The sequence below is a fragment of the Pseudomonas sp. S2_A05 genome, from assembly GCF_054668485.1.
Genome location: NZ_CP162775.1, coordinates 4627847 through 4652078 on the forward strand (window position 1 = coordinate 4627847; position 24232 = coordinate 4652078).

Consider the following 24232-nt stretch of genomic DNA (forward strand, 5'->3'; position numbering starts at 1 on the left):
GCAATCGCACGGTCAGCCGCTACATTGGCTGACTTGTGCCTGCCTTTCAGGCGCTGTTTCTCCCTAATTTCGAATCACACGGAACCCGCAAAACTCCATCATGGACCCTTCCCCTGGCTTGTCCCTCGCGACCATTTTTGCCGACTTCGGCATGATTCTTTTTGCTCTGATCCTGGTTTTGCTCAACGGCTTTTTCGTTGCGGCGGAATTCGCCATGGTCAAACTGCGCTCGACCCGGGTCGAGGCCATCGCTGAACAACATGGCTGGCGCGGACACATCCTGCGCACCGTGCACAGTCAGCTCGATGCCTACCTGTCGGCGTGTCAGCTCGGCATCACCCTCGCCTCTCTCGGTCTGGGCTGGGTCGGTGAACCGGCGTTCGCGCATATTCTCGAGCCGCTGCTGAGCGCAGTCGGCGTCGACTCGCCCGAGATCATCAAAGGCGTGTCGTTCTTCACCGCGTTCTTCATCATTTCGTACCTGCACATCGTGGTCGGCGAGCTGGCGCCCAAGTCATGGGCGATCCGCAAACCCGAGCTTTTGTCGCTGTGGACCGCGGTGCCGCTGTACCTGTTCTACTGGGCGATGTACCCGGCGATCTACCTGCTCAACGCCAGCGCCAACGCGATTTTGCGTATCGCCGGGCAAGGTGAACCCGGCCCGCACCATGAACACCATTACAGCCGCGAAGAACTGAAATTGATCCTGCACTCCAGCCGTGGCCAGGATCCGAGCGATCAGGGCATGCGCGTGTTGGCTTCGGCGGTGGAAATGGGCGAGCTGGAAGTGGTCGACTGGGCCAACTCCCGCGAAGACCTGATCACCCTGGAGTTCAACGCGCCGCTGAAGGAAATCCTGGCGATGTTCCGTCGCCACAAGTTCAGCCGTTATCCGGTGTACGACAGCGAGCGCCAGGAGTTCGTCGGCCTGCTGCACATCAAGGATCTGCTGCTGGAACTGGCCGCGCTGGACCACATTCCAGAGTCGTTCAACCTCGCCGAGCTGACCCGCCCGCTGGAGCGCGTGTCGCGGCACATGCCGCTGTCGCAACTGCTGGAGCAGTTCCGCAAGGGTGGCTCGCACTTCGCCGTGGTCGAAGAGGCTGACGGCAACATCATCGGCTACCTGACCATGGAAGACGTGCTGGAAGTGCTGGTCGGCGACATTCAGGACGAACACCGCAAGGCAGAGCGCGGCATTCTCGCCTATCAGCCAGGCAAGCTGCTGGTGCGTGGCGATACGCCGTTGTTCAAGGTCGAACGTCTGCTGGGCATCGATCTCGATCACATCGAAGCGGAAACCCTTGCCGGGCTGGTTTACGAAACCCTGAAACGGGTGCCGGAAGAGGAAGAAGTGCTGGAAGTCGAAGGCCTGCGGATCATCATAAAGAAGATGAAAGGGCCGAAGATTGTTCTGGCCAAGGTGTTGATGCTCGATTGATGGGAGTTTTGGGGGCTCTTGTGGCGAGGGGATTTATCCCCGTTGGACGGCGCAGCCGTCCCAAAACCATTGAATGCAGTCAGTTAGTACAGAGTTGCAATATTTGGGGCCGCTTCGCGGCCCAACGGGGATAAATCCCCTCGCCACAAAAACCCTCAACACCCTATCGCGCCTACTGCTTGCCCAACGCAAAGTTGGGCAAGGCTCCCAGTGGCTGGTTGAACTGATAGGGAATCGACACCAGCCCCTCTCCGGTATTGCGCTGCACCACGAAGTGCAGGTGCGGGCCGCTGCTGTTGCCGGTGTTGCCCGACAGCGCCAGCGGGCTGCCGACCTTGACCCGTTGTCCTTCGCGCACACTCACCGAACCCTGTTTGAGATGCAGGTACACGCCCATGGTGCCGTCGTCGTGCAGCACCCGGACGAAATTACCGGAGGCATCGGTACCGCGCCCGCTCTGGGAATTCTCGGTTTTCACCACTACTCCCGCTCGCGCGGCGATGATCGGCGTGCCCACCGGCATGGCGATGTCCATGGCGTAGCGGTTCTTCGGCCCGTAGTGGCTGTATTGGCCGTTGGCGCCCTGACTCAGGCGAAACGGCCCGCCACGCCAGGGCAGCGGATAGCGATAGCTCTGTGCGGTGCCTGCGGGGTCGCCCAGCGAATACTGGAACTGCGGCGAATACACCAGCGGCTGGTCACGGCTGATCGCCGTCAGCAGCGCCAGCCGTGTGTTGCTGCGCGGCGGCAGCACGCGACGGATCGCCCGCGCGGGCACGCCGCGCACATTACTCGTGCCAATGAAGGCCAGGGCAACCTCGACCGGCGCGTACAAATCGTTGCGCGCAAACACCACGTCGACGCCTTTCTGCTTCTTGATGTCCAGGTACACCTGGCGGTCGAGGCGCTCGACCATACGGTCCTGAAACACGAACACCTTTGCGCCTTTGCTCGGGCGGTCGCTGTACGAGACCACGCCGTTGGCATCGGTGGATTTGTAGATGGTCATGGCCATCGCCAGCTGGGAGGCCAGGCAGAGACCGCAGAAAAACAGCAGGCGCGCGAACATGGGCAAAAGTCTGTCGAAGGAAGGCCTGGGAATCAGCCTAGCAGCTGAGACAGACCAGGCTAGTCGACAGATGTTTCAAATGATCGTCCCCACGCTCTGCGTGGGGATGCAGCCCGGGACGCTCTGCGTCCCCTGCACAGAGGACACGGAGCGTCCGGTTGAGGCATTCCTTTGCTGCGCGTGGGAACGATCAGAGCACGGGAGACAAGTGGTGTTTTGGCTGGCCCCTTCGCGAGCAGGCTCGCTCCCACATTTGGAATGCGTTCCAGGGTGGGAGCGAGCCTGCTCGCGAAGGCGGCCTATCGGGCGACGAAGCTTACGCGCCGGGTACGAAGTGCTTCTGCGCCGTGCCCCGGGCGATCAGGCGCGAGATGTAGTCGAGCTTCTGCGCATCCTGGTCGACAAAGCGGAAGGTCAGTTGCAGCCAGTCGCTGTCGGCTTTCTGCTCGTGGGCGACGATGGCGTGCAGGTAACCATTGAGGCGCGCGATCTCGGCGTTGTCGCCCTGCTCCAGATCGAGCACGGCGCTGTCGAGGATCTGCGGCAGGGTCTCGGTGCGCTTCACTACCAGCAGGGCTTCCTTGATGCTCAAGGCCTTGATCACGCATTGCTGAGTACCGCTCGGCAGGCGCAACTGGCCCTGACCACGACCGCCCACCGGCGCCTTGGATGCACCGGGCGCCTGAACTGGCGGGCTGTTGAGCAAACCGCGCGACGGCGCAGCGGCTGGAGCGGGTGCAGCAGCGGCAGGCTCGGCCGCAGCGCCGCCGACCACGGCAGGCTTGCCGCCGGTCAGTGCGCTCAGGGAATCGTTGCCGAATGCCGAATTCATCTTGGTCGGCGCGCTGTTCATCAAGGTGTCGAGCTTGCCGACCTTGTTCAGTGCCTGCTTGACCTTGGTCAGCAGCTGCTCGTTGGTGAACGGCTTGCTGACGTAACCGGATACGCCGGCCTGAATCGCCTGCACGACGTTTTCCTTGTCACCACGGCTGGTGACCATGACGAACGGCATGGTCTTGAGGTTGTCCTGCTCGCGGCACCAGGTCAGCAGTTCGAGGCCGGACATTTCCGGCATTTCCCAGTCGCACAGCACCAGGTCGAAAGCCTCTTTGGCCAGCATCGCCTGGGCCTTTTTGCCGTTGATGGCGTCCTCGGTGCGGATCCCCGGGAAGTAATTACGCAGGCACTTTTTCACCAGGTCACGAATGAACGAAGCATCGTCCACGACCAACACACTGATCTTGCTCATCCAACACCCCTATTAAAATCCCGGCAAGCATAACGCTGGCTGATGGCACATTGCCAAAACTCTTCAGTCACGCCGGGACTTTTCGTTCGCGGGTGCTGCTTTTAATTCGAATCCGCTTCTGAAAAGCAGAAACAAAAACGCCCGGCCAGAGGGCCGGGCGCTTTTCTCAGGCAATCTTACTTATCGTCAGCTTCGCCCGGAACATTAGCGGTTTCAGCGCTTGTGCCTTCAACTTCTTCTTTCATGCGCTTGAGGCCCATGTGACGCACATCGGTGCCGCGCACAAGGTAGATCACCAGTTCGGAGATGTTGCGCGCATGATCGCCGATGCGCTCCAGCGAACGCAGGACCCAGATGATGCTCAGCACCCGCGAGATAGAGCGCGGGTCTTCCATCATGTAAGTGGCCAGCTCACGCAGGGCGGTTTTGTATTCGCGGTCGATGATCTTGTCGTACTGCGCCACCGACAAGGCCAGATCGGCGTCGAAACGGGCGAAGGCGTCCAGCGCATCACGAACCATGTTGCGTACCTGGTCGCCAATGTGGCGGACCTCGACGTAACCGCGCGGCGCTTCACCTTCTTCGCACAACTGGATGGCACGACGGGCGATCTTGGTGGCTTCGTCGCCGATACGCTCGAGGTCGATCACCGACTTGGAAATGCTGATGATCAAACGCAGGTCGGAGGCTGCCGGCTGACGGCGGGCGAGAATGCGCAGGCATTCTTCGTCGATGTTGCGTTCCATCTGGTTGATCTGGTCGTCGATCTCACGCACCTGCTGAGCCAGGCCGGAGTCGGCCTCGATCAGCGCCGTGACCGCGTCGTTGACCTGCTTCTCGACCAGCCCGCCCATGGCAAGGAGGTGGCTGCGCACTTCCTCCAGTTCAGCGTTGAACTGCGCGGAAATGTGATGGGTAAGGCCTTCTTTGGAAATCATTGTTCGCTCCGCGAAAGTTGCAAGCTTCAAGCTGCAAGCTTCAAGCAGTTATGTATAAGTCCTGATATCGCACCAATTCTTTCTTGCCGCTTGAAGCTTGCGGCTTGCCGCTGCTGCAATCAGCCATAGCGACCGGTGATGTAGTCTTCGGTCTGCTTCTTCGCCGGATTGGTGAACAGAGTATCGGTGTCGCCGAATTCCACCAGTTTGCCCATGTACATGAACGCGGTGTAGTCGGACACCCGTGCCGCCTGTTGCATGTTGTGGGTCACGATGACGATGGTGAACTTGGACTTCAGCTCGTAGATCAGCTCTTCGACTTTCAGCGTCGAGATCGGGTCGAGAGCCGAGCACGGTTCGTCGAGCAGCAGCACTTCCGGCTCGACCGCGATGGTGCGCGCGATCACCAGACGCTGTTGCTGACCACCGGACAGGCCGAGGGCCGAGTCGTGCAGACGGTCTTTGACCTCGTCCCACAATGCCGCGCCTTTCAACGCCCATTCAACGGCTTCGTCGAGGATGCGCTTCTTGTTGATGCCCTGGATGCGCAGGCCATAGACCACGTTTTCGTAAATGGTCTTCGGGAACGGGTTGGGCTTCTGGAACACCATGCCGACGCGACGACGCAGTTCGGCAACGTCTTCGCCCTTGCGATAGATGTTGTTGCCGTACAGGTTGATCGCGCCCTCGACACGGCAGCCGTCGACCAGATCGTTCATCCGGTTGAAGGTACGCAGCAGCGTCGACTTACCGCAGCCGGACGGGCCGATGAACGCGGTCACACGCTGCTTCGGGATGTTCATGCTGACGTCGAACAGTGCCTGTTTGTCGCCGTAGTACAGGCTCAGGCCCGGCACTTCGATGGCGACGGTTTCCTGCGCCAGGTTGAGGCTCTGCTTGTCGCGGCCCAAGGCAGACATGTTGATGCCGTGGCTGTGTGTTTCGTGCTGCATGGGTCTCACTCCGTTCGTAGCTGCAAGCTTCTGGCTGCAAGCTGCAAGTTTGAGCAAAAGCGGCTTGTAGCTTGCCGCTTGTGGCTAATGGCTTTAGCTATCCAGTGCTTTGTATTTTTCGCGCAGGTGGTTGCGGATATACACCGCCGACAGGTTCAGCGTCGCGATCACCAGCACCAGCAGCAGCGCGGTGGCGTACACCAGCGGGCGGGCTGCTTCGACGTTGGGGCTCTGGAAGCCGACGTCATAGATGTGGAAGCCCAGGTGCATGATCTTCTGGTCCAGGTGCAGGTACGGGTAGTTGCCGTCCACCGGCAGCGACGGCGCCAGTTTCACCACACCCACCAGCATCAGCGGCGCCACTTCACCGGCGGCACGGGCCACGGCGAGGATCATCCCGGTCATCATGGCCGGGCTGGCCATCGGGATAACGATTTTCCACAGCGTTTCCGCTTTGGTCGCGCCGAGGGCCAACGAGCCTTCACGCACGGTACGAGGAATCCGCGCCAGACCTTCTTCGGTCGCCACAATCACCACCGGCACTGCCAGCAGCGCCAGGGTCAGCGAGGCCCAGAGCAGGCCCGGCGTACCAAAGGTCGGCGCCGGCAGTGCTTCAGGGAAGAACAAGCGGTCGACCGAACCACCCAGCACGTAGACGAAGAAGCCCAGACCGAACACGCCGTAAACGATCGCCGGTACGCCGGCGAGGTTGTTCACCGCGATACGAATGACGCGAGTCAGGGTGTTCTGCTTGGCATATTCGCGCAGGTACACCGCTGCCAGCACGCCGAACGGTGTAACGATCATCGCCATGATCAGGGTCATCATCACAGTGCCGAAGATCGCCGGGAAGATCCCGCCTTCGGTGTTCGCTTCACGCGGGTCGTCGGAGAGGAATTCCCAGATCTTGCTGAAGTAGAAACCAACCTTGGTCAAGGTGCTCATGCCGTTTGGCTGGTAGGCATGCACGACTTTGCCCAGACCGATTTCGATTTCCTTGCCGTTGGCGTCACGGGCGGTCAAGGCGTCGCGGTTGAACTGTTCATGCAAATCAGACAGACGTGCTTCGATGTCTTTGTAGCGCGCGTCCAGCTCGGCGCGCTCGGACTCCATGTCCGCTTGTGCGGTGGCGTCGAGTTTGCCCTCCAGCTCCAGTTTGCGCCCGTGCAGACGGATTCGCTCGAGGCCGGCATTGATTGCGCCGATGTCGGTTTTTTCCAGCGTCTTCAGTTGAGCCGCAAGATCGTTCACCCGATCGATGCGCGCTTGCAGTTCAGGCCAAGCGGCCTCGCCTTCGGCGATGACCTTGCCATCCTGCTTGACGTTGACCAGGTAGCCGTAGAAGTTGCCCCACTCGCGACGCTCGATCGCCATCAGCTCGGGCGGCGTGGTCTGCTTGGTCAACCACTCGCCGACGATCCACGTGAAGTCGTTGCCGTTCAGGTCACGGTTGCCGACCTTGATCAGCTCGCGGGTCATGAATTCCGGGCCTTCGTCCGGCACCGGCAGACCGGCGCTCTTCAGACGTGCGCGCGGCACTTCTTCTTTCTGCACCACTTCGCCGATCACCAGGTGATTGGCCTGGCCCGGTACGTCGTAATGGGCGTGGATCAGGTCCGCCGGCCAGAAGTGACCGAGACCGCGCACGGCAATCACCGCCAACAGGCCAATGGTCATGATGACCGCGATGGACACCGCGCCACCGCTGATCCAGACGCCCGGGGCGCCGCTCTTGAACCATCCTTTCAGGGAGTTCTGTTTCACAGACTTCTACCTTTGCTTAAAGCGACGAGTATTTCTTGCGCAGACGCTGACGAATCAGTTCTGCCAGGGTGTTCATGACGAAGGTGAACAACAGCAGCACCAGCGCCGAGAGGAACAGCACGCGGTAGTGGCTGCCGCCGACTTCCGACTCGGGCATTTCCACCGCGACGTTGGCGGCCAGGGTGCGCAGGCCTTCGAACAGGTTCATCTCCATGACCGGGGTGTTGCCGGTGGCCATCAGCACGATCATGGTTTCGCCGACCGCACGGCCCATGCCGATCATCAGCGCCGAGAAGATGCCCGGGCTGGCGGTCAGGATCACCACGCGGGTCATGGTCTGCCATGGCGTCGCACCCAAGGCCAGCGAACCCAGGGTCAGGCCGCGCGGCACACTGAACACGGCGTCTTCGGCGATCGAGTAGATGTTCGGGATCACCGCGAAACCCATGGCCAGACCGACCACCAGAGCGTTGCGCTGGTCGTAGGTGATGCCCAGATCATGGGAGATCCACATGCGCATGTCGCCGCCGAAGAACCAGTTCTCCATGAACGGGCTCATGTACAGCGAGAGCCAGCCCACAAACAGGATCACCGGAATCAGCAGCGCACTTTCCCAACCGTCCGGGACTTTCAGGCGGATCGATTCAGGCAGGCGGCTGAAGGTGAAACCGGCGACCAGAATGCCGATCGGCAGCAACATCAGCAGGCTGAAGATGCCCGGCAGATGGCCTTCTACGTACGGCGCGAGGAACAGGCCGGCGAAGAAACCGAGGATCACCGTCGGCATCGCTTCCATCAGTTCGATCACCGGTTTGACCTTGCGGCGCATGCCCGGGGCCATGAAGTACGCGGTGTAGATCGCAGCGGCGACGGCCAGTGGCGCGGCCAGCAGCATGGCGTAGAACGCGGCTTTCAGGGTGCCGAAGGTCAGCGGCGACAGGCTCAGTTTCGGTTCGAAATCGGTGTTGGCCGCCGTCGATTGCCAGACGTATTTAGGCTCGTCGTAGTTCTCGTACCAGACCTTGCTCCACAGCGCGCTCCACGATACTTCCGGGTGCGGGTTGTCGAGCAGCAACGGCTGCAGCTTGCCGCCGGCTTCGACGATCACTCGGTTGGCGCGCGGCGACAGACCGAACAGGCCTTGGCCTTCAACCACCTGATCGACCAGCAACGTGCGGTGTGCGGTGCTGTGGAACACGCCGAGCTTGCCGCTGGCATCGAGGGCGAGGAAGCCTTTGCGGCGCTCTTCGGCAGCGATTTCAACGATCGGCGTGGTGCCCATCTGGAAGGTGCGGATCTGCTTCAGACGCTGCTCGCCATCGGTATCGCGAGCCATGAACCACTGGGCCAGACCGCCCTTGGAATCGCCGACGATCAGCGAGATACCGCCGACCAGCTGCGCGGTGGCGGTGACTTGGGCGTCGGCATTTTCCAGCAGTTTGTAGCGCCCGTTGAGGCTCTTGTCGCGCAGGCTGAACACGTCGGCCTGAGCACGACCGTTGACCACGTACAGCCACTGCTGGCGCGGGTCGACGAAGATGTTTTTCACCGGCTCGGTCATCTGCGGCAGATCGATGCGCGTCTGCTCGTTGGTGACTTCGCCGGTCATCATGTTTTCTTCGCTGGTCAGCGACAGCACATTGAGTTGCGAGCCAGTGGAGCCGACCAGCATCAGGGTCGAATCGGTGGCATTGAGGCTGACATGCTCCAGCGCGCCGCCGCTTTCGTTCAGCGCGACCGGTGCTTCGCCATAGGGATATTCGATGGCCGGGCTGATGGTTTTCTTGCCATCGGGATAGCTGACTTTATAGGTATGACGGAACACCAGCGCCTGACCGTTGGACAGACCCACGGCCACCAGCGGATGACCCGGCTGGTCTTCGCCAATAGACGTCACAGTGGCGCCCGCAGGCAGCGGCAGATCGACACGCCTCAATTCAGCGCCACTGTCGAGATCGAAGAACAGCGCCTGGCCCTTGTCGGATACACGCATGGCCACCTGATTCTGCTCTTCGAGCGAGATCATCAGCGGCTTGCCCGCGTCCTGCATCCAGGCCGGGGTGATCGAGTCTTTCGCGGTCAGGTCGGCGCCTTGAAACAGTGGCGCAACGACGTAGGCGAGGAAGAAGAAGATCAGGGTGATGGCCGCGAGCACCGCCAGGCCGCCAACGAGGACGTACCAACGGGTGAAGCGATCCTTGAGCGCGCGGATGCGGCGCTTGCGTTGCAGCTCAGGCGTATTGAAATCAATGCGCTTGGGAGGGGAAGACGTAGTCATTGGGGAATTGGCCAGATCATTCATGCGCACACCCTAGCGATCCTGTATGACAGAAAGATGACAGTGCAGTGACGCAGCAAATCCGCCAGCCGGAAGTCCGGCAGCGGAGTCGAGAATTCGAGGTTGTGAAACCTGTGCAGGAGCTGTCGAGGGAACCGAGGCTGCGATCTTTTGATCTTGCGATCAGAGGCCAGATCAAAGATCGCAGCCTCGTTTCACTCGTCAGCTCCTACACGGTTCCAGCAGGTCCGGGGGTTGCCCCGGATCTGCGGTGTTACTTCTTGGCGACAGCGCCGCCTTCTTGCAGACCGAGGTCAGCCAGTGCTTTGGCAGCAACCTTGGCTGGCAGCGGGATGTAGCCGTCTTTCACTACCACTTCCTGGCCCTGCTTCGACAGCACCAGCTTCACGAACTCGGCTTCCAGCGGGGCCAGAGGCTTGTTCGGGGCTTTGTTGACGTAAACGTAGAGGAAGCGCGACAGCGGATACTTGCCGTTCAGGGCGTTTTCTTCGGTGTCTTCGATGAACTCGCCGCCTTCTTTCTTGGCCAGGGCTACGGTTTTCACGCTGGCGGTCTTGTAGCCGATGCCCGAGTAGCCGACGCCGTTAAGCGAGCTGCTGATCGACTGCACCACCGACGCCGAACCTGGTTGTTCGTTGACGTTTGGCTTGTAGTCACCTTTGCACAGGGCTTCTTCCTTGAAGTAGCCGTAGGTGCCGGACACCGAGTTACGGCCGAACAGCTGGACCGGCTTGTTGGCCAGGTCACCGGTCACGCCCAGGTCACCCCAGGTCTTGACGTCAGCTTTGGCACCGCACAGGCGCGTCGAGGAGAAGATCGCATCGACCTGAGCCATGGTCAGGTGCTTGATCGGGTTGTCCTTGTGCACGAACACGGCCAGAGCATCCACGGCAACCGGGATCGCCGTCGGCTTGTAGCCGTACTTCTGCTCGAAAGCCTGCAGCTCGTTGTCCTTCATCTTGCGGCTCATCGGGCCCAGGTTGGCGGTGCCTTCGGTGAGTGCAGGTGGCGCGGTGGAAGAACCGGCAGCCTGAATCTGGATGTTGACGTTCGGGTATTCTTTTTTGTAGTTCTCGGCCCACAGGGTCATGAGGTTGGCCAGGGTATCGGAACCGACGCTGGACAGGTTGCCCGACACACCAGTGGTCTTGGTGTAGCTCGGGATAGCAGGGTCAACAGCGGCGAACGCGTTGGCAGTCGCAACGCCAGCAGCGACAAAAGTCATTGCCGCCATCAAACGCTTCAGTTTCATGCCTTACTCCTAGCAGATAGGGTGTGTTAAGTCGGGGCCAAGTATCAGCAGGCCATGTGAACACTCTATGGCTGAAATATGACAATTGGATGAAAGGCCAGCATCGGGTTTTGCTGGATGATTTGTGGCGTCCCCATTCGCGAGCAGGCTCGCTCCCACAATTGAAATGCATTCCAACTGTGGGAGCGAGCCTGCTCGCGAAGTGGCCGGTATTGGTGGAGTAGATCCTGGGCTTTAGCGCCCCTTCTTCCAGAGCCAGGCGCCTACCAGAATCCCCATCCCGCACAGCACTGCCACATAGTAAGCCGGCCCCATTGCGCTTTCCTTCAGCAGCAGGCTCACCACCATCGGCGTCAAGCCACCGAAGATCGCGTACGCGACGTTGTACGAGAACGACAGGCCACTGAAGCGAACCACCGGCGGGAACGCCTTGACCATCACGTACGGCACCGCGCCGATGGTGCCGACCAGCAAACCGGTCAATGCGTACAGCGGGAACAACCAGTCCGGGTGGTCGGCGAGGCTGTGGTAGAAGGTCCAGGAGCTGATCAGCAGACCGAGGCAGCCAAAGACAAAGACGCGACCGGCGCCGAAGCGATCGGCCAGCGCGCCAGCGCCAATGCAGCCGAGGCTGAGGAAGACGATGGCCAGGCTGTTGGCCTGCAGCGCCGTGGTCGGCGAGAAGTGGTAGACCGTTTGCAGCACGGTCGGGGTCATCAGGATCACTACGACGACGCCAGCCGAGAGCAGCCAGGTCAGCAACATCGAAATGGCGATGGCGCCGCGATGATCACGCAGCACCGCGCGCAACGGCACTTCTTCGGCCAGTGCCTTGCGCAATTGCAGTTCGGCGAACACCGGTGTCTCGTGCAGCCAGCGGCGCAGGTACACCGAGAACAGGCCGAACACGCCGCCGAGCAGGAACGGGATCCGCCAGGCGTAATCCGACACTTCGGCTGGCGTATAAATGCTGTTGATTGCCGTGGCGACCAGCGAGCCGAGGAGGATGCCGGCAGTTAGGCCACTGGTGAGCGTGCCGCAGGCATAACCGATGTGCTTTTGCGGTACGTGTTCGGAAACGAAGACCCACGCTCCCGGCACCTCACCGCCAATAGCGGCGCCCTGGATCACCCGCATCAGCAGCAACAGGATCGGTGCCCAGATGCCGATCTGCGCGTAGGTCGGCAGCAGCCCCATGATCAGCGTCGGCACGGCCATCATGAAAATGCTCAGGGTGAACATCTTCTTGCGCCCCAGCAGGTCACCGAAGTGCGCCATGACGATGCCGCCCAAAGGACGCGCCAGATAGCCGGCGGCGAAGATGCCGAAGGTCTGCATCAAGCGCAGCCACTCGGGCATGTCGGCCGGGAAGAACAGCTTGCCGACGACGGTGGCGAAGAAGACGAAGATGATGAAATCGTAGAACTCCAGCGCCCCGCCAAGGGCGGACAGCGACAGAGTCTTGTAGTCATTGCGGGTCAACGGTCGTGCGGGTTGCTCGGGCTGCGCGAGGCTCGAAGGCGCTGTGGTCATGGCAAGGGCTTCTCTTATAGTCGAATCTGTCGCCACAACAACGCTGGCGGTGGCTTGGACAGGTTCGGCACCATAGCAAATTGTTCGAAAAAGCACATAGAGGCGCGTAATTGACGGTCGAAATCAGAACCGGGTGGTCGTCGCGGGGTCTATCGACCGATATACTCGCCACCTGCGCAGGATTTGTAAGAGGTTGCTGTGCGAAAACGTTGTTGGCCCGTCCTTTGCTCGGGATTTAGCCTTTTTCGCAGAGTTTCCCTTTAGGCGCCTGATGGAAAACGTGACGAACGCAGTGTGTTCGGTGTTGAATCGTTTTTCTTGAAGACGGCTACCACTCGCAATACCCACGAAGAGTCATGGGTCAGAGGCCCCTCGGCATGATAGAGCTCGAACAAGAAGATCCGATCCCACAGGGCGACCTGGCCCTGCAAATCACCGCACTTCCCCGCGAAACCAACGGCTTTGGCGATATTTTCGGCGGCTGGCTGGTCGCGCAGATGGATCTGGCCGGCACCGCCATGGCCAGCCGGGTGGCCGGTGGCCGCGTTGCCACTGTCGCCATCGACCGCATGGCGTTCCTCGTCCCGGTCGCGGTCGGCGCGCAGTTGTCCTTTTATACCCAGACCCCGGAAATCGGACGCAGCTCGATCCAGATGATGGTCGAAGTGTGGAGCGATGACCCACTCTCCAGCGAATGGCGCAAGGTCACCGAAGCGGTTTTCGTTTTCGTCGCCATCGACGGCAGCGGTCGCACCCGTTCGGTGCCGCCACGCGCGCGTTAAACCTCGCGACCGTTTTGCGGTCGATAGTCGTCCCCAGTGTCTGATCGAGAGTTGCCCATGAACACGCCCAACGTTGAAGCCGTGAAACAGGATGAACTGAACTGCTGGCGCATCCGCCACGGCAAGGCCGAAGTGCTGGTGGCCCAGCAAGGCGCGCACATCCTCAGTTATCAGATCGACGGCCAGCCGCCGATCATCTGGCTCAACGACAAGGCCGAGTTCAAGACCGGCAAAAGCATCCGCGCCGGCGTGCCGGTGTGCTGGCCGTGGTTTGGCAAATTCGAACGCAACCCGAGCAGCGTGCAGGCCATGTACACCGGCGAGCAGCCGGCCCCCGCGCACGGTCTGGTGCGGGCGATGGACTGGGAGTTGGGCAACATCGAATCAGAGGCTGACGGCATCAAGGTCGAATTCAAGCTGCCCTACCCGGAAGGTGGCCTGCCGGGCTGGCCCCACGAAGTCGATCTGACCCTGACCCTGCATCTGGCGGATCAACTGCATTACAGTCTGACCAGCCATAACCGGGGGACTGACAGCGTCACGCTGAGTCAGGCGCTGCACACCTATTTCGCCGTGAGTGACGTGCGTAATGTGCATGTCGACGGCGTGGCCGGGCTCAACTACATCGAGACCCTGGACGACTGGAACACGGCCAGCCAAAGCGGCGATCTGCATTTCGCCGGCGAGACCGACCGCATCTACCTCGACGTTCCGCCGCAATTGAGCATCGTTGATGCGACCTGGGAACGACGCATCGTGCTGACCTCTACCGGCTCGCGCACTGCGGTGATCTGGAACCCGTGGATCGACCGCGCCGCCGCACTGCCGGACATGGACAACGATGGCTGGCAGCGCATGCTGTGCATCGAAACGGCGAATGTGATGGATGATCTGGTGACCCTGGCGCCGGGTGCGAGCCATACCATGGGTGTCAGCGTAGCCGCTACGCCGTTCTAAGCTCTAGCGCAATACAAAAGGGCAAAGAGCCCCGTGGCGAGGGGATTTATCCCCGCTGGGTCGCGAAGCTGCCCCCGCTTTTTTTTAAATCAAAAGCTGGGGCCTGCTGCGCAGTCCAGCGGGGATAAATCCCCTCGCCACAGATAAATCCCTTCACCACAGATAAATTCCCTCACCACAAAGGCTCGCTCCCAAATTTATGTGCGGCGCGCTTTAGAGGTCAGCCTCCTGCACCACCCGCACCTTCTCCGCCTCCAGCGCATACGCCGCATCCGCCAGGTCATTACTGACCTTTTCGATTTTAAGCGTGCCGGTCACCCACAGCGGTGTGTAGATGTCCTCCAGCTTCAACCCTTTTGGATACCGCACCAGCACCAGTTGATTCGGCGGTGGTGGCGGCACGTGGATGCAGGCGCCCGGATACGGCACAAGGAAGAACAGCGTGCTGCGGCCCTTGGCATCCGACTCAAGCGGCACCGGGTAACCACCGATGCGGATGTGCTTGTCGTTCATTGACGCCACGGTTTTCGTCGAATACATCACCGCTGGCAGACCCTTGGCCTGCTTCATCCCGCCCTTCTCGGTGAAGGTGCCGGTGGCTTCGGGGGAGTTGTGGTCGATTTCCGGCATGGCCTCAAGGGCCTTTTGATCCGACTTGGGCATCAGTTCCAGCCAGTCGGTTTCCGGCAGTTCGCCGGCGTGGGCGAGATAGCTGCCCAGCAAGAGGAGAGTCAACAGAAGACGGCGCATGAAGGTGCTCGGCAGGCAAAGGAATGGACGGTGAGTCGCCGCGCATTCTAGCCCTCCCGGCCGCGCTGGCCGAGAGGGCTTTGTCGCTTTCGATCAGTTCTTTTTGATCAGACCGTAGATCACCAGCAACACGACAGCGCCGACCAGTGCGCCGAGGAAACCCGCGCCCTCGCCCGCCTGATAGATGCCCAGAGCCTGGCCGCCGTAGGTGGCCGCCAGCGAACCGCCGATACCGAGCAGGATGGTCATGATCCAGCCCATGCTGTCATCGCCCGGTTTCAGGAACCGAGCCAGCAGGCCGACGATCAAGCCGATAAAGATGGTTCCGATAATTCCCATGGCATTTCCCTCTGATTTGGAAGATATGCGAAAGACTAGCCAGTGTTTCGCATCCTGCCATGAGAGAACGGCGGCCCCTGAATGGTTCCGCCGCGGCCACATGAAACTGTTTTACTCGGCGATCAGCGCTTCGACCTTGATGATCTGCGCTTGCAGGGTGGCCATGTCGGCGCAGCGCAGGTTGGCGTGGCCGACCTTGCGTCCGGCCTTGAAAGCTTTGCCGTAGTGATGCAGATGGCAGTCTTCGATGGCGATGACTTTCTCCACCGGCGGCACTACGCCGATGAAGTTGAGCATCGCGCTCTCGCCGACCTTGGCGGTCGAACCCAGCGGCAGGCCGGCCACGGCGCGCAGGTGGTTTTCGAACTGGCTGCACTCGGCGCCTTCGGTGGTCCAGTGCCCGGAGTTGTGCACGCGCGGGGCGATTTCATTGGCTTTGAGGCCACCGTCGACTTCGAAGAACTCGAAAGCCATCACGCCGACGTAGTCGAGGTGCTTGAGCACGCGACTGGAATAATCTTCCGCCAGCGCCTGCAACGGGTGATCGGTGCTGGCAACCGACAGCTTGAGAATGCCGCTGTCGTGGGTGTTGTGCACCAGCGGATAGAACTTCGTTTCACCATCGCGGGCACGCACCGCGATCAGCGACACTTCGCCGGTGAATGGCACGAAGCCTTCCAGCAGGCAGGCAACGCTGCCCAGTTCGGCGAACGTACCGGCCACGTCTTCCGGTTTGCGCAGGACTTTCTGACCCTTGCCGTCATAACCCAGGGTGCGGGTTTTCAGCACGGCCGGCAGACCGATGGAAGCGACGGCGGCATCCAGGTCGGCTTGCGACTGGATGTCGGCGAAGGCCGGGGTCGGAATGCCGAGGTCTTTGAACATGCTCTTTTCGAACCAGCGGTCACGAGCAATGCGCAGGGCTTCGGCGCTCGGGTAGACCGGCACGAATTGCGAAAGAAACGCCACGGTTTCGGCCGGGACGCTTTCGAATTCGAAGGTCACCAGATCGACTTCATCGGCCAGTTGGCGCAGATGATCCTGATCGCCGTAATCGGCCCGCAGGTGTTCGCCCAGCGCGGCCGCACAGGCGTCCGGCGCAGGGTCGAGAAAAGCGAAGTTCATGCCCAGCGGAGTGCCCGCCAGGGCCAACATGCGACCCAACTGGCCGCCACCGATTACACCGATCTTCATCTCAACAACCTCAGGCAATACGTGGGTCTGGATTGTCCAGGACGCTGTCTGTCTGCTCGGCACGGAAGGTTTTCAGTACCGCGTGAAATTGCGGGTGCTTGGCGCCGAGGATGCTCGCCGAGAGCAGGGCGGCGTTGATTGCGCCAGCCTTGCCGATGGCCAGGGTGGCAACCGGAATGCCAGCTGGCATCTGCACGATCGACAGCAGCGAATCGACGCCCGAGAGCATGGCCGACTGCACCGGCACGCCCAGCACCGGCAGGTGGGTCTTGGCCGCACACATGCCCGGCAAGTGGGCTGCGCCACCGGCACCGGCGATGATCACCTCGATGCCGCGGCTTTCAGCCTCTTCGGCGTACTGGAACAGCAGATCCGGGGTGCGGTGGGCGGAAACCACCTTGACCTCGTACGGGATGCCGAGCTTTTCCAGCATATCGGCGGTGTGGCTAAGGGTGGACCAATCGGACTTGGAGCCCATGATCACGCCAACCAGTGCACTCATCGTCGCGCCTCTTCTCTCTGGAGCGCCCGCAGGCGCGTCATAAAACAACAAGCCACGCAGGTTGCGTGGCTTGATTGTACGAAAAATGGCCGGACGTGCCGGCCGAAGGCCGCGCAGTATACCGCAAAGAAAGCAATAAACAGCCCCCGAAACGACCATCTGTCAAATGAGCGAAACGCCCGGTTTTATTGACCTTGAGGTCAGCGAAAGAACACCGCAAAAATCCCCCTGTGGGAGCGAGCCTGCTCGCGAAAGCGTTGCGTCAGACGATACCTCAGCGCCTGAAACTCCGCATTCGCGAGCAGGCTCGCTCCCACATTCGATCTTCATCAGCTTCAAGCGCTTTGTGCGGCGCCACCTTCTAGTTTTCGCCACAGCAACCGCACGTTGGCCTTGCGCACCAGGGCGCAGCGGTACAGGCGGATCTCCAGCGGCACATGCCATTGCGGGCCGCCGCACACCACCAGTTCACCGCGAGCCAGTTCGGCGCGTACGCTCAGTTGCGGCACCCAGGCAATGCCGAGGCCTTCCAGGGCCATGCTTTTCAGGCTGTCGGCCATCGCGGTTTCGTAGATCGTGGTGAAGCGCAACTGGCGCTGGCGCAGCAAGCCGTTCACCGAACGGCCGAGAAACGCCCCGGCGCTGTAAGCCAGCAACGGCACGCTGGCCTCGCCTTCCAGATCGAACAGCGGTTTGCCATCCAGATCCGCCGCGCACACCGGCAGCATTTCGGTCTGGCCCAAGTGCAGCGACGGGAAAATCTCCGGGTCCATCTGCATCGCCGAATCCGGGTCGTAGAACGCCAGCATCAGATCGCAGCCACCTTCACGCAAAGCGTGCACGGCGTCGCCAACGTTGGTCGCCACCAGCCGTGTGGCGATGTTCAGCCCTTCGTTGCGCAACTGGGCGATCCAGCGCGGGAAAAAGCCTAGCGCCAGCGAGTGCGCCGCTGCGACTTGCATGACCTCGCCCTGCCCGCCTTCCAGATGATGCAGATGGCGCAGCACTTCACCGAGTTGTTCGACCACGGTGCGCGCAGTCACCAGAAACAACTGCCCCGCCGCCGTCAGTTCGACCGGCGTGCGCGAGCGATTGACCAGGGTCAGCCCCAGCGCCGCTTCGAGGCTGCGGATCCGCCGACTGAACGCCGGCTGGGTCACGAAGCGCCGTTCGGCCGCCTGCGAGAAGCTGCGGGTGGCGGCCAGGGCACTGAAGTCCTCAAGCCATTTGCTTTCCAGATTCATCACGTCCTCCCGGACACGCACCAAAATAGGTCACACGTCTGCCGCACAGGCGGCGTCACACGGGCATTATGCCGAATGTGCATAGGGCAGTGCTGAACAGCATTGGCCCAAAAATCCCCACAAGCCTAGCATTCGCAGCGTTCCGGCACAGACCGGGTCCTTATCGAGATGATTTCTATCATGTCCTCCGCTGCATCTTTCCGCACAGAAACCGACCTGCTTGGCGCCCTCGAAGTACCGGCCCATGCGTATTACGGCATCCAGACCCTGCGAGCGGTGAATAACTTCCGCCTCTCGGGCGTTCCGATTTCGCATTACCCGAAACTGGTTGTGGGCCTGGCGATGGTCAAACAGGCCGCCGCTGACGCCAACCGCGAGCTGGGTCACCTGAGCGAAGCCAAGCACGCTGCCATCAGCGAAGCCTGTGCGCGATTGATCCGCGGCGATTACCACGAAGAGTTCGTGGTCGACATGATTCAAGGTGGCGCCGGCACCTCCACCAACATGAACGCCAACGAAGTGATCGCCAACATTGCTCTGGAAGCGATGGGCCACGAGAAAGGCGAGTACCAGTACCTGCACCCGAACGACGACGTGAACATGGCGCAGTCGACCAACGACGCCTACCCGACGGCGATCCGCCTGGGTCTGCTGCTGGGTCACGACGCGCTGCTGGCCAGTCTCGACAGCCTGATTCAGGCCTTCGCGGCCAAGGGCAAAGAGTTCGACCACGTCCTGAAAATGGGCCGTACCCAGCTGCAAGACGCCGTGCCGATGACCCTCGGCCAGGAATTCCGCGCGTTCGCCACCACCATGGGCGAAGACCTCGCGCGTCTGAAGACGCTGGCCCCGGAGCTACTGACCGAAGTCAACCTGGGCGGCACCGCGATCGGCACCGGCATCAACGCCGACCCGCGTTATCAGGCACTGGCGGTACAGCGTCTGGCTTTGATCAGCGGGCAACCGCTGGTACCGGCCGCCGACCTGATCGAAGCGACCTCCGACATGGGCGCGTTCGTGCTGTTCTCCGGCATGCTCAAGCGCACCGCGGTCAAGCTGTCGAAGATCTGCAACGACCTGCGCCTGCTGTCCAGCGGCCCACGCACCGGCATCAATGAAATCAACCTGCCGGCGCGTCAGCCGGGCAGCTCGATCATGCCCGGCAAGGTCAACCCGGTGATCCCGGAAGCCGTGAACCAGGTCGCGTTCCAGGTCATCGGTAACGATCTGGCGCTGACCATGGCAGCCGAGGGCGGCCAGCTGCAACTGAACGTGATGGAGCCGCTGATCGCTTTCAAGATCCTCGACTCGATCCGCCTGCTGCAACGTGCCATGGACATGCTGCGCGAGCACTGCATCGTCGGCATCACCGCCAACGAAGCGCGCTGCCGTGAACTGGTCGAGCACTCGATCGGTCTGGTCACCGCACTGAACCCGTACATCGGCTACAAAAACGCCACCCGCATCGCCCGTATCGCTCTCGAAAGCGGCCGCGGCGTGCTGGAACTGGTGCGCGAAGAAGGTCTGCTCGACGAAGCTATGCTCGCCGACATCCTGCGCCCGGAAAACATGATTGCCCCGCGTCTGGTTCCGCTCAAAGCCTGAGCCGACGCGAACTTGTAGCACCGCTCACCAGGTCGAGGGACTAGACACCTCTCACCTTTTGAGGGCTTGGGGATTTTGTCCCCGAGCCCTTTTTTTAACTTCTTTGCGGGCAGGACGTTAGATGCTTTGTGTATTCGATACCGCCAAGATCGCAGCCTTCGGCAGCTCCTACAGGATTGACGTGCACCTGTAGGAGCTGCCGAAGGCTGCGATCTTTTGATTTGCAGCAACCTCGTTTCGTCGCTTGCACCACTACCGTGCAGACGGGCGCGCCACTGATCGGTATAGTGCCGCCCCTCTTCGCGTGAGCGGTCGTTGGTAACGAGGCCATAACCCATGCGAAACCCGAACTAATAACAAAACCCGCGATATGGATCCGGGACGAAACCTTCGCCTCACCCGTCGTGCCGTGCGCAGACCGGTGTAACACGATGTTTCTCCGATCCAGCATTTGCACCCACAAAAAACAGCGAGGATAAATCCATGCTCGAAGTCATCAACGACTTCCTCTCAGGGAAAGTACTGATCGTGCTCATTGTCGGGCTCGGTAGTTACTTCACGATTCGCTCGCGTTTCGTTCAACTGCGTCATTTCTTCCACATGTTCGCGGTGTTCCGCGACAGCCTCAAAGGCAGCGCCGGGCAACTCAGCTCGTTCCAGGCCTTGATGCTCAGCCTCGCCGGCCGCGTCGGTGCAGGCAACATCGCCGGTGTCGGCATCGCCGTGACTCTCGGTGGTCCGGGTGCGGTGTTCTGGATGTGGGTGACCGCACTGGTCGGCATGTCCAGCAGCTTCTTCGAGTGCACCCTGGCCCAGGTCTACAAGCGCGCGGATGGCGACGGCCTGTACCGTGGCGGTCCGGCCTACTACATCCAGCACGGGCTCAAGCTCAAAGGCATGGCGATAGTGTTCTCCGTTCTGCTGCTGGTCACCTACGGCTTCGCCTTCATCGGCCTGCAGTCCTACACCGTGACCCACTCGCTGCAGAACGCCTTTGACTTCAACCCGCAACACACCGGTATCGTCCTGGCGGTGCTGCTGGCCATCACCTTTATCGGCGGGATCAAGCGCATCGCTTCGGTGTCCGACCTGCTGGTACCGATCAAGACCCTGGCCTACATCGGCGTGACCCTGTACGTGATCGGCACCCAGATCGAACACGTGCCGGCCATGCTGGAAACCATCTTCAAGAGCGCCTTCGGCCTCGACCCGGCCTTTGCCGGCCTGCTCGGCAGCGCCATTGTCATGGGCGTGAAGCGTGGCGTGTTCGCCAACGAAGCGGGCCTGGGCAGTGCGCCGAACGTCGCGGCCGTGGCCGCCGTCAAGCACCCGGGCGCGCAGGGCGTGGTCCAGGCTTTCAGCGTATTCCTCGACACCTTCGTGATCTGCACCTGCACCGCGCTGCTGATCCTGCTGTCGGGCTTCTACACCCCGGGTTTCGAAGGTGACGGTATCGTCCTGACCCAGAACTCGCTGGCTGCGGTGGTCGGTGACTGGGGTCGCATGTTCGTCAGCGTCGCGCTGTCGCTGTTCGTCTTCACCTGCATCCTCTACAACTACTACCTGGGCGAGAACAGCTTGCAGTTCCTCAGCCGCAACCGCGCCCTGCTGATGCTGTTCCGCGGCCTTGTGCTGGCGCTGGTGGTATGGGGTTCGATGCAGGACCTGACGACGGTGTTCGCCTTCGCCGACATCACCATGACCTGTCTGGCCTTCGTCAACCTCGTGGCCCTGGCCATGCTGTTCAAGGTCGGCCTGCGGGTGATGCGCGACTACGACGAGCAGCGTCGCGCCGGCGTCAAACAGCCAGTGTTTGATTCGAGCAAATTCGCCGATCTGGATCTGGATCGCAACGCCTGGCCGGTGAACCCGCCAGCAGCGGCGGGCCAGACTGAAACTGCGCCGCAAGGCGTACCTGCAGCGCAACGCTGACAGGTGAATGACGGGCGCATCCCCTGCGCCCGTCAGTTATTGTGATGCAATAACTTGTAGGAGTGAGCCTGCTCGCGATGGCGGACTTTCAGCCAACATCATTGTTGAATGACACACTGCTTTCGCGAGCAGGCTCGCTCCCACAGGGCCCTCATCGTTTCGGAGAATCCTATGAGCTCGTCGACCTATCCCGCCGCTCAACACGTCATGGTGCTCTACACCGGTGGCACCATCGGCATGCAGGCCAGCGCCAACGGTCTGGCCCCGGCGTCCGGTTTCGAAGCGCGGATGCGCGACTACCTGCACAGTCAGCCTGAGCTGGTAGTGCCGCAGTGGCAATTTCGGGAAATGTCGCCGCTGATCGACAGCGCCAACATGACCCCGGCCTACTGGCAGCAACTGCGCGAAGCGGTGGTCAATGCCGTGGACGTGCAAGGCTGCGACAGCGTGCTGATTCTGCACGGCACCGACACCCTGGCCTACAGCGCGGCGGCGATGAGTTTTCAGTTGCTCGGCCTGCATGCCCGCGTGTGTTTCACCGGTTCGATGCTGCCGGCGGGCGTGACCGACAGTGATGCCTGGGAAAACCTCGGCGGCGCGCTGGTCGCCCTCGGCCAGGGCCTGGCGCCAGGCGTGCACCTGTACTTCCACGGCGAACTGCTGGCACCGACCCGCTGCGCGAAAGTGCGCAGCTTCGGCCGCCATCCGTTCAAACGCCTGGAGCGTCAGGACGGTGGTGTGAAGGCGCCTTCGATTCCAGGCGCGCTGAACTACAACCAGCCGAAGCAACTGGCGAAAGTCGCGGTGTTGCCGCTGTTTCCCGGCATCAGTGCCGAAGTCCTCGACGGCCTGCTCGACAGCGGCATTCAAGGTCTGGTGCTGGAATGCTACGGCAGCGGGACCGGGCCGAGCGATAACCCCGAGTTCCTCGCCAGCCTTGGCCGTGCACGGGATAACGGCGTGGTGGTGGTGGCAGTGACGCAATGCCATGAAGGCGGGGTAGAGCTGGATGTCTACGAGGCTGGCAGCCGCTTGCGTGGGGTGGGCGTGTTGTCCGGTGGCGGCATGACCCGCGAGGCGGCGTTCGGCAAGTTGCATGGCTTGCTGGGGGCCGGGCTGGAAACGGCTGAAGTGCGCCGATTGATCGAACTGGATTTGTGTGGTGAGTTGAACTGAGCTCGGCGCTGGATTGCCCCTCACCCTAACCCTCTCCCAGAGGGAGAGGGAACTGACCGTAGTGTCTTGCGCTATACACCGACCTTATAAACAGTGTCGATTATGGATTCGGCGGCGGTGTCTCACGTCGGTGTATTTCTGCAATATCCCCCGTTCGGCCCCCTCTCCCTCTGGGAGTGGGCTGGGGTGAGGGCCTGCGGCATGCAACTTGCTGCGTCCCAGCCATCTCCAGGCTGGAAGATCCCATGCTCCACTCCCACCTCACCACCCTCAACGCGGTCTCGCTGATCCTCAACACGTTCAAGGCCGAAGGCCTGTCGAGCGAGGCGTTACTGGCCGGCAGCGGCATCGTGGCAGCGGATCTGCAGCGTGCCGATACGCGCATCACCACCCATCAAGAGATGCAGGTCTGCACCAACGCGGTCGCGCTCAAACGTGACATTGGCCTTGAGTTGGGTCGACGCATGCACGTGTCCTGTTACGGCATGCTCGGTTACGCCCTGCTGACCTGTGCCACCTTCGGTGACGCTTTGCGTCTGGCTATCCGTTATCCGGCGCTGTTGGGCACGTTGTTCGAACTGAGCCTGGAAGACGATGGCGAGCAGGTCTGGTTCGTCGCTGCTGATTACCGTGAAAGCGCGGCGATGGCGGTGTTCAACGCCGAATTCTGTCTGGTGTCACTGAAAGTCATCTGCGACGACTTGCTCGGCCATTCCCTGCCGCTGCGCGCCACGCGCTTCGAACATGCAGCGCCGGACTACCGCGACAGCTATGCCGAACCCTTTAACTCGCCACTGCACTTCTCGGCCAAAGTCAACGCCTTCGCCTTCGACCGCCATTGGCTCGATCAGCCGCTGCCGCTGGCCGACGCGATCACTCATCAGGCCATGGCCGAACGTTGCCGCAAGCAGAATCTTGAGTTCACCGGACGTCAGGCCTGGCTGGGGCGGATTCGTCAGTTGCTCAGCGCACAATTGAATGCCGCGCCGGGGCTCGAGGGGCTCGCGCAGCAAATGAAGTGCTCACCGCGCACCCTGCGCCGGCATTTGAAAGACATGGGCAGCAGCTATCAGGAACTGCTCGATGAACTGCGCTTCGAACGGGCCAAGCAGATGCTGTGTGAGGACCAGTTACCAATCTATCGGATCGCCGAGACGCTGGGCTTCAGCGAGACCGCGAGTTTCCGTCATGCATTTGTGCGCTGGAGTGGCGTGGCGCCGAGTCAGTTCAGACCGCATTGATGTCTACTTCAG

Annotated in this window: 20 protein-coding genes; 7 read left to right on the plus strand and 13 right to left on the minus strand. The window is 61.2% G+C overall.

Translation table 11 applies throughout. The features are described 5' to 3' along the window. Window positions 1-100: 100 nt before the first annotated feature. On the plus strand, window positions 101-1441 hold the full coding sequence (locus AB4O12_RS21150; protein WP_016772486.1) for a hemolysin family protein: 1341 nt from the start codon (window positions 101-103) through the stop codon (window positions 1439-1441). A 172-nt stretch (window positions 1442-1613) separates the two neighbouring features. Here the strand turns inward: AB4O12_RS21150 and AB4O12_RS21155 are convergent, their stop codons facing one another. The 8 genes from AB4O12_RS21155 to AB4O12_RS21190 all read right to left on the minus strand — a co-directional run bounded on the left by AB4O12_RS21155 (window position 1614) and on the right by AB4O12_RS21190 (window position 12498). Next, a complete protein-coding gene (locus AB4O12_RS21155) occupies window positions 1614-2510 on the minus strand; it encodes a peptidoglycan DD-metalloendopeptidase family protein (RefSeq protein ID WP_150742875.1) in 897 nt (298 codons plus the stop codon). A gap of 316 nt (window positions 2511-2826) precedes the next feature. Continuing rightward, a complete protein-coding gene (locus tag AB4O12_RS21160) occupies window positions 2827-3759 on the minus strand; it encodes a response regulator (RefSeq protein ID WP_460059681.1) in 933 nt (310 codons plus the stop codon). Window positions 3760-3935: 176 nt separating this feature from the next. Further along, window positions 3936-4697, minus strand: coding sequence for a phosphate signaling complex protein PhoU (phoU, locus tag AB4O12_RS21165; RefSeq protein ID WP_016772483.1), 762 nt, complete (start codon window positions 4695-4697; stop codon window positions 3936-3938). 119 nt (window positions 4698-4816) lie between these two features. Beyond that, window positions 4817-5650 (minus strand): phosphate ABC transporter ATP-binding protein PstB, encoded by an 834-nt coding sequence (pstB, locus tag AB4O12_RS21170; protein ID WP_041476597.1) that lies wholly within the window; start codon window positions 5648-5650, stop codon window positions 4817-4819. A gap of 93 nt (window positions 5651-5743) precedes the next feature. Further along, window positions 5744-7414, minus strand: coding sequence for a phosphate ABC transporter permease PstA (gene pstA / locus AB4O12_RS21175; protein ID WP_460059682.1), 1671 nt, complete (start codon window positions 7412-7414; stop codon window positions 5744-5746). A 16-nt stretch (window positions 7415-7430) separates the two neighbouring features. Beyond that, window positions 7431-9716 (minus strand): ABC transporter permease subunit, encoded by a 2286-nt coding sequence (locus AB4O12_RS21180; RefSeq protein WP_460059683.1) that lies wholly within the window; start codon window positions 9714-9716, stop codon window positions 7431-7433. A gap of 250 nt (window positions 9717-9966) precedes the next feature. Next, the gene (locus AB4O12_RS21185; RefSeq protein ID WP_016772480.1) at window positions 9967-10965 is read right to left on the minus strand and encodes a phosphate ABC transporter substrate-binding protein PstS; all 999 of its coding nucleotides are present in this window, start codon (window positions 10963-10965) and stop codon (window positions 9967-9969) included. A gap of 234 nt (window positions 10966-11199) precedes the next feature. Beyond that, on the minus strand, window positions 11200-12498 hold the full coding sequence (locus AB4O12_RS21190; protein ID WP_016772479.1) for an MFS transporter: 1299 nt from the start codon (window positions 12496-12498) through the stop codon (window positions 11200-11202). A gap of 377 nt (window positions 12499-12875) precedes the next feature. On the opposite strand from AB4O12_RS21190, the gene AB4O12_RS21195 reads away from it, so the two are divergent. Together AB4O12_RS21195 and AB4O12_RS21200 are read left to right on the plus strand one after the other, a co-directional pair. Next, the gene (locus tag AB4O12_RS21195) at window positions 12876-13280 is read left to right on the plus strand and encodes an acyl-CoA thioesterase (protein WP_460059684.1); all 405 of its coding nucleotides are present in this window, start codon (window positions 12876-12878) and stop codon (window positions 13278-13280) included. Window positions 13281-13337: 57 nt separating this feature from the next. Then, entirely contained in the window at window positions 13338-14237 is a 900-nt protein-coding gene (locus AB4O12_RS21200; RefSeq protein ID WP_150637181.1) for a D-hexose-6-phosphate mutarotase, read from the plus strand. Window positions 14238-14450: 213 nt separating this feature from the next. Here AB4O12_RS21200 and AB4O12_RS21205 read toward each other — a convergent pair whose 3' ends face one another. The 5 genes from AB4O12_RS21205 to AB4O12_RS21225 all read right to left on the minus strand — a co-directional run bounded on the left by AB4O12_RS21205 (window position 14451) and on the right by AB4O12_RS21225 (window position 18266). Next, a complete protein-coding gene (locus AB4O12_RS21205) occupies window positions 14451-14987 on the minus strand; it encodes a DUF3299 domain-containing protein (RefSeq protein WP_056790934.1) in 537 nt (178 codons plus the stop codon). A 93-nt stretch (window positions 14988-15080) separates the two neighbouring features. Then, window positions 15081-15326, minus strand: coding sequence for a GlsB/YeaQ/YmgE family stress response membrane protein (locus AB4O12_RS21210; protein ID WP_016772475.1), 246 nt, complete (start codon window positions 15324-15326; stop codon window positions 15081-15083). Window positions 15327-15437: 111 nt separating this feature from the next. Continuing rightward, window positions 15438-16520: a 5-(carboxyamino)imidazole ribonucleotide synthase gene (locus AB4O12_RS21215; protein WP_041476593.1), complete on the minus strand. Its 1083-nt coding sequence runs from the start codon at window positions 16518-16520 to the stop codon at window positions 15438-15440. A gap of 10 nt (window positions 16521-16530) precedes the next feature. Beyond that, entirely contained in the window at window positions 16531-17022 is a 492-nt protein-coding gene (gene purE, locus AB4O12_RS21220) for a 5-(carboxyamino)imidazole ribonucleotide mutase (protein ID WP_007920220.1), read from the minus strand. Window positions 17023-17357: 335 nt separating this feature from the next. After that, complete coding sequence (locus AB4O12_RS21225) at window positions 17358-18266, minus strand: LysR substrate-binding domain-containing protein (protein ID WP_024014837.1); 909 nt, start codon at window positions 18264-18266, stop codon at window positions 17358-17360. Window positions 18267-18446: 180 nt separating this feature from the next. Here AB4O12_RS21225 and aspA point away from each other — a divergent pair, with 180 nt between their 5' ends. From aspA to AB4O12_RS21245, 4 genes are all read left to right on the plus strand, one after another. Then, the gene (gene aspA / locus AB4O12_RS21230; RefSeq protein WP_016772472.1) at window positions 18447-19871 is read left to right on the plus strand and encodes an aspartate ammonia-lyase; all 1425 of its coding nucleotides are present in this window, start codon (window positions 18447-18449) and stop codon (window positions 19869-19871) included. Between the two features lie 483 nt (window positions 19872-20354). Continuing rightward, window positions 20355-21803, plus strand: a complete 1449-nt coding sequence (locus AB4O12_RS21235; protein ID WP_016772471.1) for an alanine/glycine:cation symporter family protein — start codon at window positions 20355-20357, stop codon at window positions 21801-21803. A 171-nt stretch (window positions 21804-21974) separates the two neighbouring features. Then, a complete protein-coding gene (locus AB4O12_RS21240) occupies window positions 21975-22979 on the plus strand; it encodes an asparaginase (protein ID WP_460059685.1) in 1005 nt (334 codons plus the stop codon). A 245-nt stretch (window positions 22980-23224) separates the two neighbouring features. Beyond that, window positions 23225-24220: an AraC family transcriptional regulator gene (locus tag AB4O12_RS21245; protein ID WP_460059686.1), complete on the plus strand. Its 996-nt coding sequence runs from the start codon at window positions 23225-23227 to the stop codon at window positions 24218-24220. Window positions 24221-24232: the final 12 nt, after the last annotated feature.